This window comes from Streptomyces sp. BB1-1-1 (assembly GCF_031597775.1).
GTDB classification, from domain to species: domain Bacteria; phylum Actinomycetota; class Actinomycetes; order Streptomycetales; family Streptomycetaceae; genus Streptomyces; species Streptomyces thinghirensis.
This window is the reverse complement of record NZ_CP134203.1, coordinates 2,053,590-2,080,019: the sequence shown is the minus strand read 5'-3', so window position 1 is coordinate 2,080,019 and position 26,430 is coordinate 2,053,590. Positions and strand designations below refer to the sequence as shown.

23 protein-coding genes are annotated in these 26,430 nt (G+C 67.3%); 10 read left to right on the top strand and 13 right to left on the bottom strand.

The genetic code is table 11. From position 1 onward, the window contains the following. Position 1: 1 nt before the first annotated feature. Positions 2-3,103: a type I restriction endonuclease subunit R gene (locus RI578_RS09565; protein WP_234351770.1), complete on the top strand. Its 3,102-nt coding sequence runs from the start codon at positions 2-4 to the stop codon at positions 3,101-3,103. Positions 3,104-3,238: 135 nt separating this feature from the next. Here the strand turns inward: RI578_RS09565 and RI578_RS09560 are convergent, their stop codons facing one another. Further along, a complete protein-coding gene (locus RI578_RS09560) occupies positions 3,239-4,108 on the bottom strand; it encodes a sugar nucleotide-binding protein (RefSeq protein ID WP_053928722.1) in 870 nt (289 codons plus the stop codon). A 196-nt stretch (positions 4,109-4,304) separates the two neighbouring features. Next, on the bottom strand, positions 4,305-5,027 hold the full coding sequence (locus RI578_RS09555) for a hypothetical protein (RefSeq protein ID WP_159037350.1): 723 nt from the start codon (positions 5,025-5,027) through the stop codon (positions 4,305-4,307). Between the two features lie 237 nt (positions 5,028-5,264). Between RI578_RS09555 and RI578_RS09550 the strand changes: the two genes are divergently transcribed. Both RI578_RS09550 and RI578_RS09545 read left to right on the top strand, forming a co-directional pair. Next, complete coding sequence (locus tag RI578_RS09550) at positions 5,265-7,103, top strand: AAA family ATPase (protein WP_310870701.1); 1,839 nt, start codon at positions 5,265-5,267, stop codon at positions 7,101-7,103. Then, entirely contained in the window at positions 7,093-8,802 is a 1,710-nt protein-coding gene (locus RI578_RS09545; RefSeq protein ID WP_310870700.1) for an ATP-dependent helicase, read from the top strand. The genes RI578_RS09550 and RI578_RS09545 overlap by 11 nt, the downstream gene beginning before the upstream one ends. Before the next feature lie 271 nt (positions 8,803-9,073). Here RI578_RS09545 and RI578_RS09540 read toward each other — a convergent pair whose 3' ends face one another. Then, entirely contained in the window at positions 9,074-9,529 is a 456-nt protein-coding gene (locus tag RI578_RS09540; RefSeq protein ID WP_310870699.1) for a hypothetical protein, read from the bottom strand. Between the two features lie 617 nt (positions 9,530-10,146). On the opposite strand from RI578_RS09540, the gene RI578_RS09535 reads away from it, so the two are divergent. From RI578_RS09535 to RI578_RS09510, 6 genes are all read left to right on the top strand, one after another. Next, positions 10,147-12,150, top strand: a complete 2,004-nt coding sequence (locus RI578_RS09535) for an AAA family ATPase (protein WP_310870698.1) — start codon at positions 10,147-10,149, stop codon at positions 12,148-12,150. A 71-nt stretch (positions 12,151-12,221) separates the two neighbouring features. Further along, positions 12,222-14,141, top strand: coding sequence for an ATP-dependent helicase (locus tag RI578_RS09530; protein ID WP_310875718.1), 1,920 nt, complete (start codon positions 12,222-12,224; stop codon positions 14,139-14,141). A 338-nt stretch (positions 14,142-14,479) separates the two neighbouring features. Further along, positions 14,480-14,851, top strand: coding sequence for a DUF317 domain-containing protein (locus RI578_RS09525; RefSeq protein ID WP_310870697.1), 372 nt, complete (start codon positions 14,480-14,482; stop codon positions 14,849-14,851). Between the two features lie 103 nt (positions 14,852-14,954). Continuing rightward, positions 14,955-15,236, top strand: a complete 282-nt coding sequence (locus RI578_RS09520; protein ID WP_097921556.1) for a hypothetical protein — start codon at positions 14,955-14,957, stop codon at positions 15,234-15,236. A gap of 78 nt (positions 15,237-15,314) precedes the next feature. After that, the gene (locus RI578_RS09515) at positions 15,315-16,001 is read left to right on the top strand and encodes a DUF317 domain-containing protein (protein ID WP_310875717.1); all 687 of its coding nucleotides are present in this window, start codon (positions 15,315-15,317) and stop codon (positions 15,999-16,001) included. Between the two features lie 172 nt (positions 16,002-16,173). After that, positions 16,174-17,247, top strand: a complete 1,074-nt coding sequence (locus tag RI578_RS09510; protein ID WP_310870696.1) for a hypothetical protein — start codon at positions 16,174-16,176, stop codon at positions 17,245-17,247. An 82-nt stretch (positions 17,248-17,329) separates the two neighbouring features. Here the strand turns inward: RI578_RS09510 and RI578_RS09505 are convergent, their stop codons facing one another. Next, on the bottom strand, positions 17,330-18,025 hold the full coding sequence (locus tag RI578_RS09505; RefSeq protein WP_310870695.1) for a hypothetical protein: 696 nt from the start codon (positions 18,023-18,025) through the stop codon (positions 17,330-17,332). 94 nt (positions 18,026-18,119) lie between these two features. Then, positions 18,120-18,563 (bottom strand): hypothetical protein, encoded by a 444-nt coding sequence (locus RI578_RS09500; protein ID WP_310870694.1) that lies wholly within the window; start codon positions 18,561-18,563, stop codon positions 18,120-18,122. 269 nt (positions 18,564-18,832) lie between these two features. On the opposite strand from RI578_RS09500, the gene RI578_RS09495 reads away from it, so the two are divergent. Beyond that, positions 18,833-18,979, top strand: coding sequence for a hypothetical protein (locus tag RI578_RS09495; RefSeq protein ID WP_310870693.1), 147 nt, complete (start codon positions 18,833-18,835; stop codon positions 18,977-18,979). Between the two features lie 9 nt (positions 18,980-18,988). On the opposite strand, the gene RI578_RS09490 is transcribed toward RI578_RS09495, so the two are convergent. The 8 genes from RI578_RS09490 to RI578_RS09455 form a co-directional block, all read right to left on the bottom strand. Further along, positions 18,989-20,737 carry a relaxase/mobilization nuclease domain-containing protein gene (locus RI578_RS09490; protein ID WP_310870692.1) on the bottom strand — a complete coding sequence of 583 codons (1,749 nt, stop codon included), beginning with the start codon at positions 20,735-20,737 and terminating at the stop codon, positions 18,989-18,991. Continuing rightward, positions 20,734-21,279 (bottom strand): plasmid mobilization protein, encoded by a 546-nt coding sequence (locus RI578_RS09485; RefSeq protein ID WP_310870691.1) that lies wholly within the window; start codon positions 21,277-21,279, stop codon positions 20,734-20,736. Before RI578_RS09485 ends, RI578_RS09490 begins: the two co-directional genes overlap by 4 nt. 128 nt (positions 21,280-21,407) lie before the next feature. Further along, positions 21,408-21,548 (bottom strand): hypothetical protein, encoded by a 141-nt coding sequence (locus RI578_RS09480; RefSeq protein ID WP_310870690.1) that lies wholly within the window; start codon positions 21,546-21,548, stop codon positions 21,408-21,410. 193 nt (positions 21,549-21,741) lie between these two features. Continuing rightward, complete coding sequence (locus RI578_RS09475) at positions 21,742-21,933, bottom strand: hypothetical protein (protein ID WP_310870689.1); 192 nt, start codon at positions 21,931-21,933, stop codon at positions 21,742-21,744. After that, positions 21,930-23,696: a hypothetical protein gene (locus RI578_RS09470; protein WP_310870688.1), complete on the bottom strand. Its 1,767-nt coding sequence runs from the start codon at positions 23,694-23,696 to the stop codon at positions 21,930-21,932. The genes RI578_RS09475 and RI578_RS09470 overlap by 4 nt, the downstream gene beginning before the upstream one ends. Continuing rightward, positions 23,693-24,319: a WhiB family transcriptional regulator gene (locus tag RI578_RS09465; protein WP_310870687.1), complete on the bottom strand. Its 627-nt coding sequence runs from the start codon at positions 24,317-24,319 to the stop codon at positions 23,693-23,695. The genes RI578_RS09470 and RI578_RS09465 overlap by 4 nt, the downstream gene beginning before the upstream one ends. A gap of 147 nt (positions 24,320-24,466) precedes the next feature. Continuing rightward, a complete protein-coding gene (locus RI578_RS09460) occupies positions 24,467-25,153 on the bottom strand; it encodes a hypothetical protein (RefSeq protein ID WP_053931021.1) in 687 nt (228 codons plus the stop codon). Positions 25,154-25,158: 5 nt separating this feature from the next. Then, positions 25,159-26,082, bottom strand: coding sequence for a helix-turn-helix domain-containing protein (locus tag RI578_RS09455; RefSeq protein WP_124264779.1), 924 nt, complete (start codon positions 26,080-26,082; stop codon positions 25,159-25,161). Positions 26,083-26,430: the final 348 nt, after the last annotated feature.

The window sequence follows — 26,430 nt, the reverse complement described above, 5'->3', positions numbered from 1 at the left end:
CGTGGTGGACTTGACGTATGAGGAGCGGTTCGAGCGGCAAATCTGTGAGCACCTCGAGGCTCACGGGTGGCTGTACTCACCGAACGGGGAGGGGTATGACGCGGAGCGTGCCCTGTTCCCGGAGGACTTGTTCGACTGGTTTGAAGACCTGGACCCTCAGGCGTGGAAGCGCAGTACGGGTTCCGGCCCGCGGGCGGAACCGGCGAAGGAGGCTTTGCTGGACCTTGTCGTGCAGCTGCGCTCCACACCGTTGGACAACAAGGGCGGTGGCCCTGGCGGAACCCTGCAGTTGCTGCGCTCGGACGTTCCCATAGGGCTGCGGGACGAGCTGAAAATGGTCCAGTGGCGCCCGGCGGACCCGACGAACGCCACCCGCATGGCCGCCTACGACAAGGTGCGCCTGCGGATCATGCGGCAGGTGTACTACTCGCGGCAGAAGCCACACGACAGCATCGATCTGGTCGCGTTCATCAACGGCATCCCGGTTGCCACGTTCGAGCTGAAGACCAACTTCAAGCAGTCGATCGACGCCGCGGTCAAGCAGTACGCCCAGGACCGCAAGCCCAAGGGAGAGCCACTGCTGGCGTTCGGCACCGGGGCGCTCGTGCACTTCGTGGTCACCGAGTCCGAGGTCCGTATGACCACCCAACTGGACGGCGAGAACACCTACTTCCTGCCATTCAACAAGGGCAACAACGGTGGCGCGGGCAACCCAGTCAACGAGCACGGGCCGGCCACCGCATATCTGTGGGAGCAAGTGATGGCCCGCGACACGTGGCTGGACATCTTTGGGTCCACGCTGTTCGTGGACGTTAAGACCAGCACGAACGCGATTACGCGGGAGCGTAAGACCTCGACCAACGTGATATTCCCGCGCTTCCACCAGTGGCAGGCCGTCTCGCGGATGGTCGAGCAGATCAATGCTGAGAACGTGGGTGGACGGTTCCTCATCCAGCACTCAGCAGGGTCGGGCAAGACGAATACGATCGGATGGACCGCACACCGCCTGTCGAACCTGCACGACCACACCGGGCGCAAGGTCTTCGACACGGTGCTGGTGATCACCGACCGCACGGTGCTCGACGATCAGATGCAGCGCGCGGTCCTGCAGATCGAGGGCAAGCCGGACTACGTCTACAACGTCGACAAGCGGGCCCGCACCGACGAAGGCTCCAAGTCCCGTGCCCTACTTAAGGCACTTCAGGACCGTCGCCGCATCGTGGTGGTGACCATCCAGACCTTCCCGGCTGTGCTCAAGCTTCTGGTGCAGGACGACTCTCTGGCCGGGCACCGGTTCGCGGTCATCGCGGACGAGGCACACTCCTCGCAGGCCGGCGCCACGGCAAAGAAGGTGCGTCAGGTCCTGCGCGCCGGAGGCCAGGAAGTCGACGAGGGGGCAGAGGTCGACACCGAGGACACGATCAACGTGTTTGCCGATGCCCCGACCCCCAACGTGTCGTTCTTCGCGTTCACCGCTACCCCGAAGCCCAAGACGATCGAACTGTTCGGGCGCCGCAAGACGCCCGAGGCTAAGCCCTCCGCATTCGACGTGTACTCGATGAAGCAGGCCATTCAGGAAGGATTCATCCTGAACGTCCTGCCTCGTTACCAGAACTACGGGACCGTTTACCAGATCGCCGAAGCAATCAAGAAGAACGGTGTCAACGTCTCCGCCGACGACGAGGACAACCTGGTCGAGAAGACCGCGGCGGCCAAGGCGTTGAAGCGGTTCGTGCGCCTGCATCCGACGAACATCGCCCAGAAGGTCGAGATCATCGTCGAGCACTTCCGGGTAAATGTGGCCGGTCTGCTCGACGGCCACGCGAAGGCCATGATCGTTACATCGGAGCGCAAGCATGCGCTGCGGTACAAGCTGGCAATCGACAGGTATATCAAGTCCAAGGGGTACGACCTGGGCACCCTTGTTGCCTTCTCCGGAACCCTTGACGACCCGGAGTCCGGTATTCACGACGAGGTCTCCGAAGCCAAGATGAACCCGGGTGCAGGACCGGACCTAGCCGAAGCTTTCACCGAGCCTAATTACCGCGTCATGATAGCCGCGGACAAGTTCCAGACCGGGTTCGATCAACCGTTACTGTGCGCGATGTATGTCGACAAGCGTCTGGACGGCATCCAAGCGGTGCAGACCCTCTCACGCCTGAACCGTACCTTCCGGACGGGCAAGCTGGTGAAGGACAGGGTATTCATCCTTGATTTCATCAACGAGCCAAAGGACATCCAGGCTGCCTTCGCGCCGTACTACGAAGAAGCCGAGATCGAAACCGAGACCAACCCCAACCAACTCCACGTGCTGGCAATGGGGCTGCGCACCTTCGGAATCTTCGACACTCAGGACGTGGACCAGTTCATTCGAGGCGCTCAGGCGGGTGACCGCAACGCGATCACAGCCGCGATGAGTCGGGCCCAGGACCGGTTCGCCCACGCATGGGATCAGGCCCAGGGTGACGAGGACACTCAGGCCGAGGAGCGGCTGGGGCAGTTCCGTAAGAACGTCTCCTCGTTCGTGCGGCTGTACGACTTCCTGTCCCAGGTGTACGACTACTCAGGCTCCCCACTGGAAGACCTGTGTGCGTTCTGCCGTGAATTGGCCCAATGGATCCACGCCGAGCGAACCCACGATGACATCGACATCTCAAGCGCTCGGCTGGTAGCTATCGAGCAGAAGGACAAGGGCCTCACGAACGCCTCGGTCACCGAGAAGGGCGACAAGCTGGCGGGGCCGAGCGCGCTGGGCACGGCCAAGGTGAAGGACCCCGAAATGGTCCCGCTACTTGAGGTCATCGACACCCTCAACACCCTGTTCGACGACCTGTCGGAGTCCGCTGTCGCCGGTCTGATGGCGCTTGTCATCCAAGCTGCGAAGTCGGATGAGGTGCTGAGGTCGCGGGCGCTGGAGAACAGCCTGGAGAACTTCTTGAAGTCCGAGAAGGTTCGTGACCGGATCCTCGACACCCTGCTTGCTGCCCCCGGTGAGCTAGGGAGGGTAGTGGCCGAGGTCGTCGGCGACGGCAAGGGCCTGGACAGCATCATTGCAGGCGCCTTCCATGGTGTGCGCCTGGACGCGGGGCAGGAGGGCATCTGAGAAAGGGGCGAAGCCCTCTGCGTCTGGGCCGGGAGGGTCATCGCGTCGTCGCCATGACTGGCCGCACCAGTCGTATTCGGCGCGGATGCTGAAGCGCCCGATGCGCTTTCGCCGAACTGCGCGTGCGTCGTCCTTCTACCGGCGCCCGTGTGGCGCGCGGTCGGCGGGCTGCGCCGTCCAGGCCGTGGGGGCGAGGAACTGGTGCGCGCCCCGCAGTGTGGTGCGCAGCTTGCGCTGTGTCGAGCGGCTGTCTAGGCGGATGTCGAGGGGGCCGGGAAGGGTGCTGTCGGCCCGTAGGCCGGTGGGCAGTCGTGATGCGTCGAGTCCGTCGCGTCGAGCGATGAGCACGCCCAGCTCGTACCGGCTGAGAGCCCGGTTCCCGCCGAGGTGGTGGACGCCGGTCGTGTCTCCCGACGCGAGTTCGAGGAGCGCTGCGGCCAGATCGCTCGCGTGGACCGGGCATCGGACATCGTCTGTGAAGAGGACTCCGTCGCGGGTGCCGGCGGCCAGTTCGTGGACGGTGCGTTCGTGCTGGGATTGTCCGTCACCGATGATCAGCGAGGTGCGGGCCACGGCGGCGTCCGGATGGAGCAGAAGCACCGTTTCCGCGGCGGCCTTCGCCGCCCCGTACGGGGTGATGGGGTCGGGCCTGCAGTGTTCGTCGTAGGGAACATGGCTCTTGCCGGAAAAGACGGCGTCGGTGGAGACCTGGATCATTCTGCTTCCGGCCTTCGCCGCGGCGATCGCGAGACGGATGGGTCCCTCGGCTGTGACCGCCCAGTCGGCCCCGCCACTCGATGCATTCACGATGACGCGAGGGTTCACCTCGGCCACGACCGCTTCCACGCTTCCTGGATCTCGCAGGTCGAGGCTGCGCCAAGTAACCCCCGGAGCACTGCCGGGCCTGGTCGTATAGGTCGCGGCCGTCGTGCGCCCCACCGATACAGCTTGCCGAACCAGCTCGGTGCCCAGGAACCCGGACCCACCCACGATCAGCAGCGTCATGAGGCGACACCCTAAACCCGTCAGCGCCCAGTGATGGCGAGAACGTGGGCGGAGGCGCGGATGAGGGCCGCGTGCGTTTTCGCGATGCGCGCCACGGCGAGGAGCGCATAGTACAAGAGGTCGCGGGCACTGCCACGGACACCAACATCGTGAAGTGCAGCCCGGCCAGTCGGCGTCGGCATCCGTGAATGAGCGATCACGTGGTTGTCCGGCCGGCACTGCTCCGGCTAAAGAACGCGGAGACCCTTGCCCACCGCCCGGGCCGCTCGCCACTGCGTGGATGATCTCGGCGGTTCAGGTGCTCCTGCGCGGCCTGCGTGAACCGCTCGATCGCGGCGAGCAGCTCCTCATGACGCGTCCAGGAGCGCTCCGGGTCCGGCGGGGCGGCTGCTCCGGCCACGCGCTCGCTACGCCCCGCCTGCCGAAGCGTACGGAAGAGGCCGGTCGTGGCGGCGCGCACCTGCCGCGCGGCCTCGGCTACCTCGGCGGGCCCTTCGAGCTCCACATGCTGGACAGCCGCCGATACCGGGTTCGGATTGTTTACCGCCGATATGCGGTCCCGGAAGTCCGCTTCCGCCGCGGCCTCTCTGGCAGTCTCCCTGCGGGAGAGACTGTCTGTGTTCGCGACCGCCCTGTCCATCCCCCTGGCCAGCCGAAGGACCGGGTGTACCTCGGTCGCGTAGCTCTGGGCTGCCGTCATGAGCTGTACGTAGGCTTCCCTCTGTGCCGCGCGGCGGGCCGTGTCGAGGGGGCCGAGGTAGGCGCTGGCCGCTTGAGCGAGCCCGGCTTGGACAGCCGCTGCGGCTTGCCGTCGCGCACCACGAACGGTGAACATCCCGGTGAGGGCCGCGCCCACCACGGCTCCTCCGGCGCCCATGACGGCGGTGGCTGTCTCCTGTCCCATACCCCACAAGCTCATGTCCCCGATCTTCGCCTACGGTGCCGCAGTTGGTCCCGGAATCGTAGGCAGCAGAGCTTCGTGCGCCCGCTGCATTCTTCGCATATAGAGGCGGTACGAAGATCCCGCTTGTCGTAGAATCGTCTCGGTTTCGTCGGGGGATGCTTTCTATCTGTCCTGTGGCGACGGCCTTCGCGCGAGGAAGCGTCAGGGGCGGCGAGTCAGCTGCGCCCTGCTCCCTCGAAGAGAGGGAGCAGCATGCAGGTACAGCGGGTGACCCTGGAGAACTTCCGCGGCGTGAAGGGCGGGACCGTTCACCTGGATGGCCACTCCTTGTTGGTCGGCTCGAACAGCGTCGGCAAGTCGACTGTGTGTGAGGGGCTGGAGCTCGTACTCGGGCCCGAGCGCATGTTCCGACGGCCCGTGGTCGACGAGTACGACTTCTACGGCGGGTGCTACCAGGAACGGGAGGGCAAGCTGCCCGAAGTGAGGATCGAGGTGGTCCTCACCCATCTTTCCGACGCCGCCGAGCGCCGGTTCGGCAACCATCTGCGCCGCTGGTCGGCGCGGACGAGCGACTTCCTCGATACAGTCCCCGACGCGGTTGAAAACGCCGAGACCGGCGAATGGTGCCTACCGGTAGTCTTCCTCGGCCGCTACGACCCTCAGGAGGACGACTTCGTCGGGGGAACGTTCTTCGCGCACCCCGAGAGCGTCCCGGATGGCCTTGACGGGGAGGAGGCCGGCCTGGGCGCAGGGCTGAAATCCTTCACTCGGGAGGACAAGCGGCACTGCGGATTCCTCTATCTGCGACCGAACCGCACCGGCAGCAGAGCACTTACTTTTCAGCGTGGCTCCCTCCTGGACACGATCGTGCGACTGGAGGCAGAGCTGGCGGGCCCGCTGTGGGAGAAGGCGCTTCGTGACCTGGACCAAGTCGCAGTCGCCGCGGCCGAATCTGGTTTCGGAAAGATCCGTACTGAGATACGCGACCGCGTCGACCGCTTTGTCAGCCTCGGCGACACCGCCGATCCGGTCGATCTGAAGGCGTCTGAACTCACCCGTGAACACCTGCGTGAGGTATTGCGCCTGTTCATCGCTACCCAGCCCGGGCCGCACGCCGTGCCGTTCAACCGGCTGAGCACCGGATCGCTGAACCTGCTGGTGTTCGCCCTGCTCACCTACATCGCCGAACTTAAGGGCGACAAGTCGGTGATCTTCGCGATGGAGGAGCCGGAGATAGCGCTCCCGCCGCACGCGCAGCGCCGTCTCATCGACTTCGTGGTCAAACGCATGGGCCAGGTGATCGTCACCTCTCATTCGCCGTACGTGATCGAAAAGTTCGAGCCCTCCCGCATCGTCATGATCAGCCGCGACTCAGAGGGCGCACTCAGGAGCAACCGTGTCGTCCTGCCTGGTGACTTCAAGCTGAAGAAGTACCGCGACAACCGCCGGCAGTTCGCTGAGGCTGTCCTGGGCCGTGCCGTACTGGTGGTGGAAGGCGCTGCGGAAGCGGCACTGTTCCCGGCCGTCTCGGACGTGCTGGAGGCGGACCCCGCCGTCACAGGCTACGTCCCTCTGGACCTTGCTGGCGTTACGATCTTCGACGCTCAGAACGACGTCTCTGTGCCCTTGTTCGCCCCCGTCTTCAAGGGATTGGGCAAGCCGGTCTACGGGATCCACGATCAGCCCGACAAGCCGCTCGACGCGAAGGCTGCGGCCAAGACTGCCGACTTCACGCACTACACGGTGCTCAACTACAAAAGCGTCGAGAAGCTGCTGGTCGCCGAAGTGCCGGTTGACGCCCAGCGTCGCTTCCTCGCCGCCGTGGCCCAGCGCACGGACTATCCCTCCGGATGTGCACGCCCCGACCCGTCTGCCACGGACCCGGCCGTGAGCGCCCTCACTTATGACGTGCTGTGGGCCCGCAAGGGTGACGGCTATGCCGCGCTGCTCATCGCTGAGTGCCAGGGCCACAGCCAACTCCCCGCTGCACTGGCCGATCTTCTTCTCCGGATCGACCGCGATCTGGGGACCCCCGCGAGCGGGGGAGAAACCAGCGACACAGCGCACTCGGACGAGACCGATGAAGATTGACTCGGTCCGGCAAGAGATCCTCGATGCTCCTGGCCACCTTCTGATCGTCGGCGGCCCAGGCTGCGGCAAAACCACCATCGCTCTTCTCAAGGCCCAGACGAGGCTGGCCGCCCTCGAACCCGAACAGCGCGTAGCTTTCCTCAGCTTCTCGCGCGCCGCCGTACGCCAGATCACGGACCGAATGTCCGGAGTCCTGAACCGGGCCAGCCGCCAACGCCTGGAAGTACGAACTTTTCACGCCTTCTTCCTCGACGTCGTACGCAGCCACGGACGACTGCTCACCGGCCGGCCTTCTTCGTTCATCGCGCCCGACCGCGAACGGCAGATCCAGGCGGACTTCGACGGCGATTGGAAGAGCGAGCGCCATCGCCTCGCGACTGAGGAGGGCCGCTACGTCTTCGACCTCCTCGCTGGCACAACGGCGACCCTCCTGGAGCGTAGCGCCGCTCTGCGCGCCCTCTACAGCAGCATCTATCCACTGATCATCGTCGACGAGTTTCAGGACACCAACACCGACCAGTGGCGCGTGATCAAGGCCCTCAGTGGCACCTCCACTGTCATCTGCCTCGCCGACCCTGACCAGCGCATTTTCGACCACCTGGACGGCGTTGAAGAGCAACGCCTCGATGACGCCGTGGCGCACCTCGCCCCCAAGCCCTTCGACTTGTCCAAGGACAACCATCGCAGCCCCGGCGGCGGACTACTCGACTACGCCAACGCAGTCTTGAACAACGCCCCCCACCCTCAGCCAGACAACGTCCGCACCTGGACCTATACCCCTGGCTACGGCGTTCCCTGGCAGACCCGTGTCCACAAGGGGGTCGTCGCCGTGCGGGATCACCTCGCCACCCAGCTGGGGCGCACTCCGACGATCGCCGTCCTCGCAAGCGTCAACTCCCTGCTGGGCCAGGTGTCCGAGACCCTCGACACCGACACCGACACCGGAGAACTCACACTTCCTGCAGTTGAGCACGCTCTGCAATGGGATCCCGAACTGACCGCAGCGGCCGGCTACGTCGTCGCGTCGATCATGGAGTGGCCAGGTCTACCTCGCGCGGAGGCTATCGCCCGGACCGTGCAGTCCCTTGCCGACTTCTACCGGGTTAAGCTGACCAGCGGCACGGTCGGCGCACGCGGCAAGATCAAACCCTTGGAGAACGGGCTCGTCGCATTCACGAGTGGCAAGACCATCCGTTCCAAGAGCGTCAAGGCTGTGACTGCTGCCTACGATGCTGGGATCTCCTACATTGGGCAACCGGTCGCCGACTGGCAGACCGCCCGTGACCGCCTCCGCGGCTCCAGCGAACTCGCAGAAGTCCTCAAACACACGCGCCTGCTGCGCCTACTCCACGCTACCGACGCGATGGCCTGGGGCCTGTCTGATGCCTGGGACGGTCAGTCCACCTACAGCGAAGCCGCAGCCACAGTCCGCGCCGTCCTTGCCGCCGAATCCCTCACTGCAGCCCAACAAGCGCCAGAACCAGTCTCCCTGATGAGCATGCACCGCTCCAAGGGCAAGGAATTCGACGGTGTCGTAATCGTCGAAGGGCCCTACACAGGCACTTTGCTCGACCCCAGATGGGACCCTGAACGTATGCGCGCCCAGAGACGCCTCCTGCGCGTCGCCATCACGCGGGCGCGTTTCGTGGTCCTCTTCGTCCGCCCTCAGGGCAGCCAACGTCTCACGGCAACGCGCTAACCCCGCCTCCGATGTCGCTCTTCGCGCCAGCTGTAGGCACCGACGACCACGAACTAGCACGGCGCTGTTTGCCCCAGCCGATGCCGCACTGGCGCGCCCAGCGTCCCCACCTCTCACGGCTAGATGCACTGTCAGGGGAGCCGAAGTGGCTGGGTTCGCTGTCAAACGTCTGGGTCGTTGTGGTGAGCGACAGTTCGTGCCCTTTGGCAACCAAGCAAGGCGATTGACATGGAAGCCAGGCCGTCAGGGAGAGAGGAGTGTGCCGCGTACATCAGGCTGCGGTTCCGTTGCCCACAGGTCGTGTGCGATGCAGACGCTGGAATGCTTTGATCAGCTCGCGTTCCATCCCCTCAGAGCCGAAGGGATCATGGTCGGGAGCAAGGGAGTACACGCAGACGCCACCGCGAGCCATCAGCCATTCGTACGCAGCGTGCCCCGGCCACCGGTCGAAAGGACCTCTCAAGATCATGCCTCGATGCTGGCCGACCCGGCCCCGCACTCCACGTTGCTGTGCGGCTTTGCCGAAGTACACGATCGAAGACTCGCCGACTGGATAGGTGATGGGCTCGTCCCCGCTGATCAAGAAGGCGTAGACACCTCGTTCGGTCGGAACGCTGGCCGGCCACTCCTCGATCATGTCGAACATCCCGCCGAACGGCTGCCAGCCATGGGGCTCCAGGACCTCGGTGTTCAATCGCTGCAATGTGGCATCTGGGTGCTCCGTCACGTGGAAACCCTACGTACGCGCACTGACACTGGGCCGTGACCCTTCACCGGCGGCGGGAGACCAGGGTGCCCGGGGATCTCCCACCTCTTGCTCCGAGCCGTCCTAGCCTGCTCGGCGCGCACGGCTCGGTTCACTGTCAAAGCCTGGGTTGAGTGGCAACGGACAGTTCTGTCGGTTGTCATTTAATCGAGTGGTTTGACAGCGAACCCAGTCGGACGGGGTGAGCGCACTGCCGATGCGGTACGGCCGTACCAGCAGGAGCGAACGGGGCATGCCATACATCGAGGCGCCGGGAAGGCCGTACGCGAGCGTCGGCGGCGTCACCTGCTGGACTGCGCGACGTCCAACTTCGAGGACGCGGTTCCGGTAGGAATTTTTCCCGTGGTCGAGGGGTGCGCGCTGGTTCCAGGGCATCGGGCGGTGCCGGGCGGCGCCGACCCGGCAGCGCACTGGTCCGTCCGCGCTCGCGGGTTGTCGCTTCGTCGGAGGGCGGGGGAGGGAACCGGGCCTCAAGAGGGCATCTCCGCCGTAGCATGGTGCCGCCTGTTTGGCAGGTCGCCGAGGCGTGGGCTGAGCGTCACTGCCAGGAGAATTCTCGCCGATGAACCAGGAGAACGATGCAGCTTCGTCGCCTTCGTATCCGGAGTTTCCGTAACTTTAAGGACCTGGTCATAGATCCGTTCCCAACGCCGGCCGTGATCGTCGGCGAGAACGGTGCAGGCAAGAGCAACTTGCTGCACGCCCTGCGACTGGTTCTTGATCCAGATCTGCCAGACCGGCGCCGGGATCTGCTGCCGGAGGACATCCACGACGGCTCTCCCACCCTGGCCGAGGGGGCGGAGGTCACTGTGGAAATCGAACTCTGCGGCTTTGAGGACGATCCCGATGCGCGGAGCGAACTCGACGGGGCCATCGTGAGCGTGGATCCGCTTGCCGCCCGGCTCACATACCTGTTTCGACCCAAGCAATCGGCGGCACTTCTGTTGGGCGAGGAGGAGGCCGAGCCGCTGACACCGAACGACTACGAATGGACCATCTTCGGCGGCACGGACCCGAGTAACAGCATGCTCGGCGCGAAGAAATATGCCGCGCTGTCGGTTCTGCCAGCACTGCGGGATGCCGAGAGCGACTTCGCGCGCCCAGAGCGCAGCCCGCTGACGAGACTGCTGCGCGAGCTTCCCCCATCACAGAGCAGCATCGACAAGACACTGGAGGCGATGCGCAACGCACGAGAGGATCTCGGCCGCGATGCCAACGTCCAGCGTGTCGCCGACCTGATTCGGGCGCGCGTCACCACCATGGCCGGGCCCCGGCTGAATCTCGATCCGTCTCTGGCTTTCATCGGGCGCGATGAAGATCTGCTGCGCAGCATCCGGTTGTTCATCGACCCATCCGCCACTAGGGGCGTTGATCGGACCTCAACGGGCACCGCCAACGTGCTCTACCTGGGGCTCCTGCTGGAGTGGCTGGGCCTACGCCGGGGCGCCGTAAATGGCGAGGACACCCTGCTGGCGGTCGAGGAACCAGAAGCCCATCTCCACCCCACCTTGCAGCGGCACCTGTTTGCCCACCTCCTCGCCCAGCCCAACCGCCTGCTGCTGACTACCCACAGCCCGCATATCGCCGCCGTAACCCCGCTGCCCAGCCTGGTGCTCTTGTTGGATGGCGTTGCTGGGTCCGAGGCGCGTGTCATGTCCCCCGACCTACTCACGGCGCCCGAGCGAGCGGACCTGCAGCGGTACCTCAACGTCAACCGGGCAGAACTGCTCTTCGCACAAGGCGTCGTTCTCGTTGAAGGGATCGCTGAGACCTACGTCTTGCCTGCGCTCGCCCGATCCGCCGGGTTCAACCTTGACGCCCACGGCATCGTCGTCGCCAGCATCGACGGAACGGATTTTGCTCCCTACGCAAAACTTCTGGGCCCCTCCGGGTTCAACCGCCCCTTCAGCGTCCTGACCGACGGCGACGCCGTCGACACCGAGGACAAGGAGAAGTATCGACGCGAACTGGGCCTGAAGCGTGCCCTCGGCCTGTTGAAAGTCCTCACCGATGCAGCCACGGCCGATACGTATGAGGAGGCGTTGGGCGTTCTGCAGGAACAGAACCTTCCGGACACCGGAGGTTCGCGGACGGGGCGCTGGGATCTCGTCACCGCCGCCGCGGGCTTCGGCGTCTTCGTCGGCCCGGACACCCTGGAGACCGACCTTGCACCGCTGTTGGGCAAGGAGATGAAAGCCACCTTCAACGAACTCGCTAACGGGCGGGCACGCCGCGAGAACTTCGCCAAGGCCGTGGACCAGGTCTCCGCTGGGCCTTCTACCGCCATCCAGCGCGACGCCATCGTCTCCCGTGTCGAGCGCGATCCTGTCAGCAAGGGCCGCTTCGCCCAGCGGCTTGCAGCCCACGTCGAGCAACTCGATCTACCCACTCGGATCCGGGAATTGCTCAGTGTCTCCTCCGAGCAACCCGTGAGCCAGGCAGACCTGCTGGGTCTGCCTGGCTGCGGACCTATGCTGGCGCTCTTGGACGATCTGCGCCGCCGCTACGAGCACCTGCCCCTGGCCCCCACCCTTGAAGAGACCAGTGGATCATCTCCCGGCGAACAGGGGACGAGTACATGACCTCTGCCCCGCCCGTCCGTGAGTCTGCGGCAGACGGCTCTACTCTGCCGCCGGAACACACCGTGCAGCTGATGCCGGACCCGGCATCACTCCTGCTGCCTCCGGCCTTGGCCCAGGAGATCGCCGACTTGCATCCGCGACAACGTCAGGCTGTACATCATCAAGGCAACCTGGTTCTCGTGGCTGGCCCGGGAGCGGGAAAGACACGCACCCTCGTGGCCCGCGTCGGCCAACTTCTGGCGACTACCAGCCCTCACCGCGGGATCGCCGCGATCACCTACACCGATGCAGCAGCCGCCGAAGTCGCCACGCGACTGCGAATCCTGGGCATGCGCCCCGGCCGACGGCTGGCCAGCCGCACCGTGCACGCCTTCTGCCTACACCACATTCTGCGGCCGTACGCACGATTCACTACCGTGCCGTACGCCGACGACCTGCCCGTCCTCAGCGACACCGAAGCCAACAAACTCTGGGCCCAGGCCACGTACACGGCTGGCCTGCCGGTGAAGGACAAGCCAGAAGCTCTGTTAACCAAGATCCGGCGTCTCATGGCCGCAGGACACAACCTGCAGGGCTACCAGCACCAATACGTGAATGCCGTCCACCTCTACGAGCAATCTCTGATCGACCGTGGCTGCTGGGACTTCGACGCCATGCCAGGCCGAGCGCTGGCTGTACTCCGGGCCAGCGAGCCCGCCCGCGACATGCTCTCAGCCCGATTCCCCCACCTCGTCGTCGACGAATACCAAGATCTCAATCCCGTCCTGCACTCCGTGGTCACCGAACTCCTCATGGCCGGAGTCCAGGTGACCGCTGTCGGCGACCCCGACCAGACCATGTACGCGTTTCAGGGCGCTGACATCCGGTTCTTCAAGGAACTCCACGAGCGAGATGATTTCACCACTATCCAGCTACTGGTGAACTTCCGTAGCGGCAGCAATCTGGTGGCCGCAGGCCGCGGCGTGCTGGGCAGAGACCCCGGCTACAGAGCCGATCCGGATCAGGAAGCACCCGGAACCGTCACCCTCGAAAAATTCCCTGATGAAGACGACAGCGATCTCGTCGACCACGCGCAACGCACCGTCGACGTCATTCGCCAGCGAATCGCAGCAGGCACCTTGCCCGAAGATATTGCCGTGCTCTATCCGGGCAACAAGAACCTCCTAAAGCACCTCACTCAAGCCCTCCAAACGGCCGACCTGCCCTGCGACATGGAGCGCACCCGCAAGATCCCCAGCGGACCTCTCGCCGACTTCGTCTCCGCCTGCACCGCTCGCCGGCTGGCCGGCCCTGTACCCGGACCTGAGGACCTGCCGCCGCATGCTCCCGATGGTGAGGTTGGAGGTACAACGGATTCACCGTCGGAGCCCGCACGGCGCCGGGCGTCGGTGGAACAGGCCAAAACGGTCCGAGAACTAGCTTCCACATGGCATCACCGCCGACAGGCCGCGGGTATCACCCTGGAGGAGGAAACACCGCGCAGCCTCGCCCGGGATCTCCTGACACTGCTCGACGCCCCCGACCGCGAAGCCCCAGAGGATGACACGACGGCCTTCCTCGACCTCCTGCTCGCACACCTCAGCGTCGACCAGCTAGCCAGCCTCGCTCCCGATCTTCGAGACCAGCAAGCACCGAGTGCTCTCCGAACTGCGGCAGCAAGTGGCCTGACAATGGCGGAGCTTGCCGGCGAACGTGCCCCCGGCCGCATTGTGCTGACTACTTACCACAGCGCCAAGGGGCGGGAATTCTCGGTCGTAATCCTTCCCGGCCTGGTCGACGGCCTCATGCCCTTCTACTTCGCGAACCAGAACCTGACGACCAGATCCCACAAGGAGCAACGCCGCAACTTCTATGTCGCAGTCACCCGGGCCCAGGATGAAGTCGTCCTCATTGCCGGTGACCGCTTCACCGACCCGTACCACGGCGTACGAACCGAAGGACGATCCCGGTTCGTCGACGACATCCTCAACCAGGCATCGAATTCGGCCTGAACCCCACGCTCGGCCAGGCAGCCGCCAGGTCAGTCTGATGCAGACGCCTAGGCGCTGCCCGGGCTGGAACCAGGGCGCGGTCAAGATAGACATCCGTGGCGCCAGTGACTCGTCGCGCGGGGTGCTGATGACGGACGTAGCCCGTCCCCCATCCGACCTTGGCGGGCTCGACTCACTCGCAGACGACTGGGTTCGCTGTCAATCGCCTCGTTTGGATGACAAAGGACAAGTTCGCCGGTGGCAGACAAGGAAGATCGCCCAAAGGACTGGTGGACGCTGCCACGGCATGTCAACCTAAACGACCTTCCCGTAAAACCCCAGGTCAGAGAGGTGATGCTGTGGCATTGAATGCGGCGCAACCTGGATTCGCCACGACGGTCGCGGCCCTGCGGCTCCGCTCCTGGAAGTTGGGCGCCGGCCAGCCGATGGACGTGATCGACCAGTTCACGGACGCCGACTTCACCCGCATCGTGGATGACCGGGCCGACGTGCACGTCAGCTCGCGCGACGGCCGGTTCTATCTCGGCTACTTCCCGGACGGCCGGCCCGGCGGTGCCGATGGGGACTGGGTGACGGGCGAGGGCTGGGTGATCGCCGTCACCGGTACCGCGGGTGTGCCGGGGTACCGGATGGCCTTCGGTACGGACACGCCGGCGGAGATTGTCGCCGCTGTCGTGGCCCGGGTCATGGCCACCTCCCGGCCCCTGTGACCTGCAGTCCCCTTCTCTCCGTACGTGACGCGTACGCTGCCTCTGCTCTCGCGGCCCTGTCCGCCACCGCTAGGAGAACGCCTTGGACCCGCACTCGCCCGAGATGACCGTCGGCGACATCCTCGACCTGCTGTCCGCCTGCGACCGCGACACGCCTGTCCGGCTCGCCATCAACCCCTTCTTCCCCATGGCCCACCGCCTGGGCGCTGTGCACAACACAGTCGACGAGCGCGGCCGGCCGATGGTCTACATCGCTGAGTCCGAGGAGGCCGAGCAGTTCGGCCCCCTGCCGCCTGCGGTGGCTGTGGCTCTGACCTGGCAGGAGCCGGTCGAGGCACCCCGACGCCGCCGACGCGGCGCGACCGGGCCGAACACCGGCCAGTGATCCATCCCCGAACGTACGGAGGCGCCCCTGCACCCGCACCACCCCATCGAGCCCTCCCACCCCGACTCGCCGGACCCGCTGTACTGGGTCACTCCGCGCCACCTGGCCGGCGATGATGGAGTCCTTGCCGAGCGGATCGGCGACACCCTGACCGGCCTCGGTTGGCGCATGTGGCCGACCTCCCGCAACACCCTGCTCTACGTGAGCCCGGACGGACTGCGCGGCGCCGAGTGGATCCTCGCCGCCTACCCGTTCGAGCTGGGCGGACTCCCTGTGGCCTGGCAGCTGTCGGCCCGTCCCCACGCCGCCTCGGCGCTGACCGAGTGGAACGCCTACTTCACTGCCGGCGTCCCGCACGAGGCCCTCGCCGACCTCCTGCTCGCACTCGACGCCTGCGCCACACCCGATGCGGGGTTCGAGGGCGCCGAGTCGGTGCTCACCGCGCTCGGCGCGCGGGGTTGGCTGCGCGACATGGACCGTCCCCGCACGACCGCGGCGGACCCCGGCTTCTCCGCCAGCGTCTCGCTCGAGATACTTCCGCCGCTCATCCACGACGCCGACCCCCGGGACGACCTTCTGGGGTGGCAGGCATGGGCGGAACCCGTGCTGGGAGCGCCGTACCTGTGGTGTGCGAGCTTCAGCGCGAGCGCCCCGCACGAGCTGGTCGCCGCCTTCGCCTCCTCGCTGGCCGCACCTGGCCCGGTGCCGCGCCGGAGGCTGCCCGAAGGCGCGGAGGACCGCCTCACCGTCGTCCACCGCAGCTGACGACGATCGCGGGCGGTCGAAGAACGGGATACATGGGGTGATGCCCGCCCCTCCAGGCCCGGTGGTTCCACTCTCTCCTCGGGAGCGGAACTGCCGGGCCTTCGGCGTACCCGCGTCGGGGAGGCGGCGGCGCCGTGAATCCAGGAACCGGGCCCTGAATAGGATCGCTCCCGTGGCAGTCAAACTGATAGGTAAAGGACCACTGCGCGGCTACCTCCTGGAGGAGGTGCTGGCCTGGTTGCTGCGATCCAGCGGCTTCGAAGTGCTCACGGCCAACGACGATAAGGACAAAGAGCCTTGGAAGGTCCTTAAAGAGGACAAGAATGGCTTGCTGGTCCGTGGGCGCGGGGCGTGGCATCAGGTCGACGCGCTCGGGCAGTTCCGGTACGTCCCGCCGTTCTCGCTGCCTGTCCGCCTGTTCGTCGAGGCGAAGTATCTGACCTCGACGCGCGTAGGTCTGCCGACCGTGCGCAACGGTCACGGCGTGATTCACGACGTGAACGAAGGCGAGACCACTACGCTCACCGCTGCGGGTACGGGCCGGCCGAGGACGCGGTACCGCTACAACTACGCGATCTTCTCCACGTCGGGCTTCAGCAAGGAAGCCCAGGACTACGCGCTGGCCCATCAGATATCCCTGATCGACCTCTCCGCTCCGGACTTCGCCGTACTGCGGAACCTTGTCCGGATCGCGGCCGACACGATTCACGCAGCGCTCGAAGCCGCGCCCGCAGGCGAGCGGCCGAAGGTGCACCAGATACGCGCGTACCTTCGCGGCCCACTGCTGGATATGTACGCCGAGGACGCATACCTGCCCGATCAATTCCGCGAGCCGCTCGATGAACTCGCCCAGGCGCTGCACAGCCGGTCCACGTTGGGTCTTGTGCTGGCCTTTCCCGCAGCACCGTTCGTTCTGGGGCTGGCGTCGAATGACCTGTACGGTTTCGTGAATTACGCGAGAGAACACCCCACGCACGCCGTGCGCGTGCGGCGACTGCCTCAGTCGGCTTCGCATCCCGTCTGGGAACTGCGCTCGGCCGAGCACCCGGACGTATACGCGTTGAGGTTCAGCCTGCCGGAACGGGTGGAATCCTGGATCGTCGAACAGGACGAAGGAATGCCGTCACGAACCCGGTATGTGAAAAGAAGCATGCTCTCGACCATGACCCTGTACTGGATGGACGGGGAGCACGCGCAGACATTCCAACTGCGCTACGAGCCTGGCGAACTGCGCCTGGCGGGCTGATCGGCTCATAAGCCGAAACCCCGGTGTCCGGGCCTGTCGGACGGACAGGCCCGGACACCGGGGTTTCGGACGGTGGAGCGGGTCAGTGTGCGGTGCGGGCCTTGGTGAGCGCCTTGTCCAGGTGGGCGTCCACGAGGCCCGGCGAGCCGGAGACGATCACCAGTACGTTGCCGGAGCGGATCGCCGTCTGCTTGACGACGCTGCGCTGCCCGCCGGCGGAGTAGGTGAGCAGCTGGCTCCACTGCTCGTCGCCGAGGTCGGGCGCGGCCGTCTTCTGCGCGCCCATGTCGATGACGGTGCTGCCCGACGCCACCTGGTAGGACGGGCAGGAGACCATCGCATTGAAGACCTTCCCGATCCCGTTGGACAGCTTCGTCGCGCTGTCGCTGTACAGCTCCTCGCTCACCTCGGAGTTGGTGCTGCCGGCGTAGGTGAAGGACGCCTTCGCCTTGCGGGTGAAGTCGAGGGTGGCTCCGGTGGCCGCGTCGCTGCCGAGCTTTTCCAGCTCCGGGCAGCCGATGACGGTGACGTCGTCGTGCTGGTCAGCGGCCTGGGGCTTGCGGGTGTAGCCCTCGCCCAGGTCGCTCTCGTTCAGCAGCCGCTCGTTCAGCTTGGCCGACGAGAGCGGCGCGGACGCGGTGGCGCTGTTACCGCCCCGGTGTGCGGGTGCGGAGGACGCGGCCGAGGTGCCGGCGGGCTCGGTACTGCGGGAGCAGCCTGTCAGGGCGAGGATGGTGAGGGCGCTCAGGGCGAGGGCGGTCGTGGTGGAACGGCGCATGCGAAAACCCCTTGTGATGCGAGATGGATGGTCTGACCAGGTCGGTCCTCCGGGTGCCGACGAACGCAGGGGTGGGGGAAGGGGTTTCGCGACTTCAGTGGCCGAGGTGGCGCAGGCCCTCGTCGAGGGTGGCGTGGAAGTGGTCGACCGGACCGGAGTTGCGGTTGTACCAGGCGGTGTCCAGGCGGGACTCCTTGACCTCGTGGCCGGCCTCGCAGCGCAGCCACACCGAGTCGTCACGCATGTTGAAGACGATCCAGTTCCGGTACGCGCCGCAGTGGCACTGGTGGACTTCACCGTCGATGACGAGCGGCAGGTCCCAGCGCATCATGAACCCCGAGACGTCCTGGCGGGACGGCGCCCGGAAGTCTGCCGGCAGGAAGTCGGGCATCACCGTGGACTCCGGCGCGGCAGGTGCCGGCGCTGCGCGGGGACCGGGGCAGTCCGGCAGCGGCAGCTCGGTGTGCATCGCCAACACTGCCTGGCCGGCCCGCTGGGCTTCACGGAATTCTCGGTCCGCACGCTTGCGTCGGAACATGCCGTCTCCCTCTCTCTCGTCTCGCCTGCACGAGGAGAGTGCCGCAATCCCCTGACCTGCTGCAACTCTAGAAATGTTGAACGCGGACGACTTGCCGGAGGACTTCGGCACGGCACCTGCGGACGGGGCGTGGGCCTCTGTTTTCATTCCAGATCGGTTGCGGCACGTGCCGTTTTGGGCGGACGGGCGTTGCCCCGAGCATGCGAGGCACAGGTTCTGCAACGTTCCCGACGCAGCTGAGCGGCGCGTACTGGCTGGAGTCGCCGGTTATGGAGCACGCGACCGGCTGCCGGTGCTCCGGCACCCGCGATCCGCAGCCTGAACTGCGGGATCGCCGGGTGCCGGAGGCGCGCACCGTCATGCTGTGCATCGCAGGCGCCACCGTGGTCATCGCGGTGTGCGCCTCGGCGCTGTAAGCGCGGTGCTCAGCGCCGGGGTTCTCTCGTGCCGCTCCGCTTGGCCGAGGCGTTCTGCGACGGAGCCGTCGCCTTCTTCCGCGTCTGTCCCTTCGATGCGGCCTTTGCCGTACCGCTCTCCGGCCCAGTCGAGGCGTCCGCGGGCAGATCAGCCATGCGCCGCAGCCGCCATACCAGCACGTCACTGATCGATTCTGCGGTCTCCAGCTCGCGCCGCTCCATGGCTTCCGCCAGGAGCGCGGCGGGGTCGTGGCCGGCGTTCTCGACGTCGACGAGGGTGGCGGCCAGGGCGTACCAGCCGGGCTCGGCGAGGACCTGCCCGGCCAGTTCCGGCACCGCCTGTCGGAGATCGGCGGCCTGCTTGTGCTGGAGGGACTGGGACAGGCGGCGACCGCGCTGGTGCATCACGCCGAGGTGCAGCGGCGCGGCGGCCTGGTAGGCGGCGCGCAGGTGGTCGGCGGCCTGGCGGGCAGCAGCGGCCTGCTGGGCGTGCTCCTTCTTCCCGTGCCAGTGGGCGGCGGCGCTGACCAGGAAGAACGCCATGTCGATGAGCATGGCGGTGGTGGCACCGTCCTCCCCGCGGCCGAGGGCGGGACCGCCGTAGACGAGATCGCGGGCAGCCTGACGCAGGGCACGGTCGTGGCCTCGCTCGGCCTGGACGTGGGAGCGGGTCGCCCGCTCGAACGCCCAGGCGGCATCTCGCAGTTCACGGCGGGTGTGCGCGGCCGATGTCTTGGCGAGCGCGTCGAGGACCTCGCCGGCTGCGGCGAGGTGCGCGGCGATCTGTCCGTCGTCGCCCTGGTCGAGGATCAGTACGGCCTGCCAGACCGCTGTCGTCGCCTGCCGCCGAGCGGCCGACGGGCTGATACGGGGCGAGCCGGAGGAGCGGTCCGTGGTGGCGTCGCTGTGGTGACCGGAGGCGTCGGCAGCCCACCGCTTGCGGATGCGGGGCAGGGAGAGGTCGGGCGCGAGGGTGGAGCCGGAATAGTAGATCGGCTCCTGGTCCTCGTTGCGGTCGTCCGGCAATGCGACCTTGTAGCCGAGCAGGTCGCCGGAGGGTGCGGTGCGCTGGCGGATCAGGAGGCCGGCGGCGGCCAGGCGGTCGAAGAACTCCTCCTCGCTGGCGACTCCGGCTGCTGCGCGGCGCACGGTCTCGCGCAGCTCCTCGCGTGGGGTGCGTTCCTTGCCCTGGCGGTCCGCCTTGTGGCGTTCGGCGCTGGTGGGGCGCTTGGCGGCGGTTCCGTCGCCGACGTTCAACCGGCGTAGCCCGTAGTCGATTTCGACCTTTCGGGCTTCGGTCTGGGAGCGGGCGCCGTCCTGGCGGATGCGGGCCTGGCGGCCGTCCTCGCGTACGACGGTGGCGACGATGTGGATGTGATCGTCGGCGTGGCGGACGGCTGCCCAGCGGCAGGCGGCGTCGTCGCCTTCGGGGGCGATGCCGGTGGCGGCGACCATGCGGCGGGCGATGTCGGCCCACTGCTCGTCGGCGAGGATCGGGTCCTCGGGCGCGGCGCGTACGGACAGGTGCCATACGTGCTCGGCGGGCCTGGCGCTCTCGGGCAGCGCCATGACGGGCTGGTCGAGCAGGCGCTGCAGGTCGCCGTACGTGGCCTTCGGATCGCGGCCAGGGTCGGGTGCCTGGCTGTCCCACGCGGCGACGAGGTGCGGATCGATGTGCTCCTCGGCCCTGCCGGGACCGTACAGGTAGGCCACCAGGCCGCGGGTGTCCGTGCCCATGTCGTGGACTTTGGGGATCATGCAGCCGGGCGCTCGCTGTCCAGGTAGTGCTGGGTGAAGTTGTCCACGCGTCGAGCGGCACGGTGTACGGCGGAGAGGACCGCTTCGGCGTGCGGGGCGTCACCACCTGAATTGAGCGTCTTGGCAACCTGGTTGACGTTGTTGCCGACCTGTCCGAGGTACCGCCGCAGGCTGAACAGCTCGGCGAGCATTTCGCGTTCGCCGGCGATCTCGGCTGCCGTGCGCGTCAGGTCGCGCGCGGCGCTGAGGGCTGCGTGGGCGAGGAAGCCGGACGGCGTCATGGCGCACGCGGCTGCGGCGTCGAGGACGGACTGCTTCTCGTCGTCGTTGAAGCGGCTGGTGATCAGGTGCTTGCGCTTGCTCGACTTGGTCTTCGGCGTGCGGTTGCGCGCGGGTAGCTGGCTCGACGGCGCGCTCGCGTGGTACGTGCAGTGTGGGTTGTGGCACGGGTGGGTGGCTGTTTGCTCCTCCTGGGGATGCCGGCCGCCCTCGGTCGCATCCCCTCGGTCCGGCGCCCCCCGGCGCTGGACGTCCTCCGCCACCCCTGGGGCGGAGGACGCGAGAGTAGTACTCCCAACGGGAGTACTACTCTCGCACCAACTTGCTCGCGGTGAGGTCGAGTTGGATTCCGGCTCACCGTGCGCGTGAGTGGGGGGTGTCGTCGGGTTCGTCATCGGGTGGGGTTCCTCGTGGTGCGGATGCGGTGCTGGATCTCGGCGGCGAGTTCGACCATGGCGGTCGGGCCGTCGAGGAGGCGGACTGGGGACTCGGGGCGGTCCTGGGTGAGCCACTGGCCGTTGGGGGCCAGCACGGCTGCGTGTAGGAGCTGGTGCCGTACGAGCACTTCCGCCCAGGCGCCGGCCTCGGCGGTCGACGGGGTGCGCGTACGCGGATTGCGGGCAGGAATGGCGATCCTTCCATCACAGGGGGTGGGTGGCCCGACCGAGGCCGGGCCACCCGGCGAAATACGGAGGGCAGGCGCGTGACCTGCTCCTTTGCAGGTGTCAGCCGCACTCGGGACAGAGGTCGAGGTGCCGGTTCAAGGCCCGCGCCATGTTCCGCTTCACCGAGAAGGCGTTCTTCGCACTCGTCTTCGCCGACGTCGACCCCTGATGACGCTCGGAGTGACCGCGCAGGAACCGGATGTCCTGCTCAAAGCCGGACTTGATGGTGGCGAACCGATGGCAGGTCTTCATCGGGCCGTGCTCCTTGTCGTGGTGGTGGCCGCCTCGTCCCGTAGCCGCTGCAGGACCGGCGTCAGGCGGTCGTTCCGGCCGCCCTGGATGTTCTGGGCGCGGAGGATCTCCCGCAGCTGGGGACGGGTGACCGACGCGTTGCCGTCCCGCTCCAGCAGCGCGGGCACGTGGGGACGAACCCGTTCGACCATCTGCTCGACGGTCAGCCGGGGCCCGTTCCGCGGACGCTTGGCCTTCCCGGCGCCCGGACGGTTTCGGGAGCCCTTCTGCGGCTGCTTGCGCCGCAGGGGGACGGTGTGGGGACGGTCCCCGTTGGGCTCGGTCCCCGTTTCGGTGTTGGGGTGTTCCCGGTCCCCGTTGTCGTTGGGGACGGTGTGGGGACGGTCCCCGCTGGGCTCGGTCCCCGTTTCGGTGTCGGGGTGCTCCCGGCCCTCGTCGTCATTGGGGACGGCCGCCGGGGACGGGCCACCGTCCCTCTGTGCTGCGACTTCGTGGACGTTGCCGCCCGCGCCATAGCCAGCCTCACCGGTCCCCGGGACCACTACGGGGCCCTCCGCCTTCGCCTCTTCACCCTGGCCGGTCAGACGCGAGTCGCGCACACCGATGCGGTCCCCGTTGTCGTTGGGGACGGTGTGGGGACGGTCCCCGTTGGGCTCGGTCCCCCTTTCGGTGTCGGGGTGTTCCCGGTCCCCGTTGCCGTTGGGGACGGCGTGGGGACCGTCCCCAACGGGCTCGGCCGCTGTCCCCGTGTCGGCCGCGTCCCCGACAGTGCGGTCCCCGATCGAGGCCGTGATTCGGGGACCGGCCTCGGGGACCGTCCCCGTCGGGCTCACGTGTTCCTCGGGGGTCATCCGAGTCCCCGGGGCCGCAGCGAGAGGGGACCGGTCCCCACGGTGGTCGCCCTGCTCCCACGAAGGCTGAGTCCAAGGGGACGGCAGGGCGACAGAGGCGAGGGCCGCAGCGTGCCGGCGGGCGGCCAGCTGCTCCAGAAGCGCACGACGCTGGTCAGGATCGGTGCCGACCCCGGATCGTGAAAGGGCCGTCTCGAGCCGCCGTTCGATCCGGCGCCCGTGACGATTCTTGCGATCCTTCTCCGGCATCTTGGCCAGCCGGGACGCGAGGGCCCCTGCCCGCTCCGTGGCGCGCTCCCGGGTGATCTGGGCGGCATCGCGGTTCCGCGTGGCGACACCCAGTCGGGAGAGGAGACGTTCCCGCACTTCGCGCCCGAGCGTCGCCAGCAGCCCCTGCGAGGAGGCGTCCGGCTTGTGCAGCCGCAGCTCGATACCCATGGCCAGATGCCAGAGCATGGCCGCCATGACCGGACCGACGATCGCTCGCACGGTGCCGCCGACCGGCCCTGATTCGGCGTACGCCGGGATGATTTGCACCCCGGTGAGCACCCAGACCAGGGTGCCGGGAACGCCGGGCGCGCCTTGATTGCGCAGGTTCTGGCGGGCCAGCAGAGCGTTCGCGAACAGCGCCAGCTCGGCCGTGGAGAAGAAGGCAGCCCGTTGCACCGTGTCGGTCATGCCGAGGTAGTCAGCGGCGAAGAACCAGCTGGTCTCCGCGCTGTATGCCGTGCAGCCCAGCGCCGCGAGGGCAGCGACCCAGACCGTGGGGGTGCCGGCGCGCGGGGCGCCTGCCCGTGTCCGGTTGCGTCGGATCGACCATCCGGCCAGCACCAGGGCGAGCACCCCGACAGCCGCGACAGCGTAGACGGGATCAATACCGAGGGGCAGTGACATGGCGATGGGGTGAGTCATGCGGCCTTTCGGAGAGCGGCGATCAGGGAGTGGGTCTGAACCTGGCGGGGCACCTGCACCGGCGAGGCGGCCTCTTCGTCCTCGGCCGTTTCGTCGTCGGTCGGCTCGGTCTCGTCGTCCTGGTCCCAGTAGCGGTCGCGGTCGGCGACAGCGTGCGCGGCGTTGCGCATCAGGTCACGCGCCCAGTCCAGGTCGAGCCGCAGCGTGAAGGCGAGGCGCTCGGGGCTCCAGCCGCGGACGTACGCGTGGCGGGTGACGGCCTCGCGTTCGGCGTCGCTGAGGTGGATGTCGCGCCCTTCGAAGGCCGCCTTCACTCGGCTGTAGTCCAGGCGCTTGTTGACCTTGGCGTGCCAGGGGCGGCGCTCGTCCTCGGTGAGGCCGCCCCACATGCCGTGCCTGATCTCGTTGTCGAGGGCGTAGTCGAAGCACGCCTTCCTCACCGGGCACTGGCCGCAGATCGACTTGGCCTCGTCGATGGCCGCGCGGTCGCGGGCCGCGTGGAAGAACAGCGCGTCGATGACCTTGGCCGGCATGTTGTGGCACAGTCCCCGGGCCTGCCAGCTGTGGTCGGCGATGCCACGGATGGTCGGGGCCGGGGAGTCGTTGGTGGTGATGTGGCGCAAGAGAGTCTCCGAAGGGCGCCTCGGTCGGCGCGGTTCGCTCGGCACCGGTGGTAGCGGGGTGCGGCGGGGCTTGGCGAGGCGGGCTTGGGGCACGGCGGCGGGCCGTACCGCTTGGAGGAACGTTTCTGCGTGGAGGCGGCGGCCGGGTCAGGCAGGTATGGCCTGGGCTTGAGCGGCCAGGGCGTCCTCGACGCGGGTCGGATGCGGCTCGATGCGCGGTTTGGTGTTCCGGTTGCGGACACCTCCACCGCTCCGTTCGCGGCAGGGCTCGCCCTTCGGGGCGCGGCACCTCTCGCACGGGACGCTGAAGATGTCGGGTCCGCCGGCGGCGATGGCGGCTTCGCGGGCGGCACGGGCCGGACGGAAGGGCGCCAGTTCGGCTCGTACGGCGTCCGGGACGTAGGTGCCGACGGCCTTGAGCATCCTTTTCAGGCCGGGGTGGGGTTCCCCGGTCGTCACTCCGCGGTGCGGCGACGGGGCGATCCGCCCGGTCACGACGGCGTCGCGGGTCGCGACAAGCTCCGCCCGCCAGGCTTGCGGGTCGTCGGGGTCAGCCATCGGCGTCGGATCGGTGTGCCGGCCCAAGCGGTCGCGGTAGTGGGCGTTCCACTCGCGGGCCACATCGGCGGGCAGGATCGGGTACGGGGAGGCGACGACGCGCTTGCGCACCACGTCGCGTACATCCCAGCCCTGGCCGGTGGTCATGGGTACCTCGCCGAGCAGCTCGTGCCACATGGCGAGCTGGTCGCGGGCTTCACCCGCATCGGTGCGGATGGTGCGCGGGTCCAGGCGGCCGACGTAGGTGAGTACGGCAGCAACTTCACGGCGGTCCACGGTCGTTACTCCGTTCCGGTCGGTTCGTCGACGGCGGCGAGCAGAGCGGCCATGTGCGCTTCGGAGCGGGTCATGCCGGCCTGTGGGGCGGGGCTGCCGCCGGGCAGGGCGTAGAGGTTCGGGCGCTGTGGTGTGGGGGTGTGCTCGCGGTCGATCCAGGACCGCCAGTCGGCAGCCCAGACAGCGGCGGAGCGAGGGCTCCAGGCGGCGCGGTAGTGGCGCCATTTCGCGTCGGCGGCCTGCAGGCCCTGCTCGCCGAGGCGTGCCAGGTGTCCCTGCTGCTGGGCCCAGGACAGACTCGCGTCGTCGACCTGCCAGTCGGTGGCCGAGGTGAGGTCGGCAGCACTACTGCTGCTGTACTTACGGTTCACCTTCGGTTCACTACAGTTCTGGGGGTCAGTTTCTGACCCGGAGGGGGGTCGGTTTCTGACCCGGGGAGGGGTCAGATTCTGACGAGGGGGTGCAGATTTCGACCCGGTCAGATTCTGACGACGGGGGCCCGATTCAGACCCTGCCTTGAGGCAGATGCGGTGCTTGCGCAGTCGCTCCTCGTCCAGGTCGTCCAGGTCGGGAGCGGGGTCGGTGTCCGCCAGCGGTTCGACGTCCTCGACGCGCAGCTCGGGGTCGGCCTTCTGGGCAGCCGCGACCTTCGCGAGCCAGGCAGCGGGGCGCGGCATGCGGTACACCGTGCTGTGCTGGGGGCCCTCGAAGTCGGCGCATATCTCCAGGTCGCCGCCTGCGACCAGTGAGGTCAGGGCGCCGCGCACGGCGTTTCGGCTGGCGTGCGTCCGCTCCATCAGCTCGGTGAGGCCCGCGTAGGCGACGCACTGCTCGTCGGGGATCCGGTCGGCGATCGACAGGAGGACCAAGCGGGCCGTGCCACGGCTGGCACTGCTCTCCCAGGCCCACTTACGTGCCTGCCCGCTCATCGGGACACCGCCTTCACGAGGTGCGTGAGCATGGGTGTCGACGACGCGGGAGACAGGTGAGCGGGGGCGGCTGCCGCGCAGGCCAGGAACGCTGGCCTTTTGCGCAGGGCAGGCGGCATGTAAGACTCTCCTCTGTAGTGAAAGCCGCGCCGGGGTGCCCGTAGGAAAGGTCCGGTGCGGTAAAGGTGGGTAATCTCCGCCCTTGCCGGGGCGGGAGTGCCGTCAGGCGGCCGGCGTCCGGGAGTTAGTAGCTCCATGGGCGCCGTCGCTGTTTTCGGGGCTATGCAGCCCTGCTGGCTCGCGCGTTCCGCATATGGCTCCTTATGCCGTCTACTGCTGGGCGGGGTG

Coding starts and splice junctions, on each gene's coding strand:
- RI578_RS09495 (WP_310870693.1), top strand. CDS start 18,833: ATGGAGCACGCGACCGGCTGCCGGTGCTCCGGCACCCGCGATCCGCAG.
- RI578_RS09555 (WP_159037350.1), bottom strand. CDS start 5,027: ATGAGCTTGTGGGGTATGGGACAGGAGACAGCCACCGCCGTCATGGGC.
- RI578_RS09550 (WP_310870701.1), top strand. CDS start 5,265: ATGCAGGTACAGCGGGTGACCCTGGAGAACTTCCGCGGCGTGAAGGGC.
- RI578_RS09455 (WP_124264779.1), bottom strand. CDS start 26,082: ATGAGCGGGCAGGCACGTAAGTGGGCCTGGGAGAGCAGTGCCAGCCGT.
- RI578_RS09530 (WP_310875718.1), top strand. CDS start 12,222: ATGCCGGACCCGGCATCACTCCTGCTGCCTCCGGCCTTGGCCCAGGAG.
- RI578_RS09545 (WP_310870700.1), top strand. CDS start 7,093: ATGAAGATTGACTCGGTCCGGCAAGAGATCCTCGATGCTCCTGGCCAC.
- RI578_RS09535 (WP_310870698.1), top strand. CDS start 10,147: ATGCAGCTTCGTCGCCTTCGTATCCGGAGTTTCCGTAACTTTAAGGAC.
- RI578_RS09470 (WP_310870688.1), bottom strand. CDS start 23,696: ATGACTCACCCCATCGCCATGTCACTGCCCCTCGGTATTGATCCCGTC.
- RI578_RS09560 (WP_053928722.1), bottom strand. CDS start 4,108: ATGACGCTGCTGATCGTGGGTGGGTCCGGGTTCCTGGGCACCGAGCTG.
- RI578_RS09475 (WP_310870689.1), bottom strand. CDS start 21,933: ATGAAGACCTGCCATCGGTTCGCCACCATCAAGTCCGGCTTTGAGCAG.
- RI578_RS09505 (WP_310870695.1), bottom strand. CDS start 18,025: ATGCGCCGTTCCACCACGACCGCCCTCGCCCTGAGCGCCCTCACCATC.
- RI578_RS09500 (WP_310870694.1), bottom strand. CDS start 18,563: ATGTTCCGACGCAAGCGTGCGGACCGAGAATTCCGTGAAGCCCAGCGG.
- RI578_RS09520 (WP_097921556.1), top strand. CDS start 14,955: ATGACCGTCGGCGACATCCTCGACCTGCTGTCCGCCTGCGACCGCGAC.
- RI578_RS09490 (WP_310870692.1), bottom strand. CDS start 20,737: ATGATCCCCAAAGTCCACGACATGGGCACGGACACCCGCGGCCTGGTG.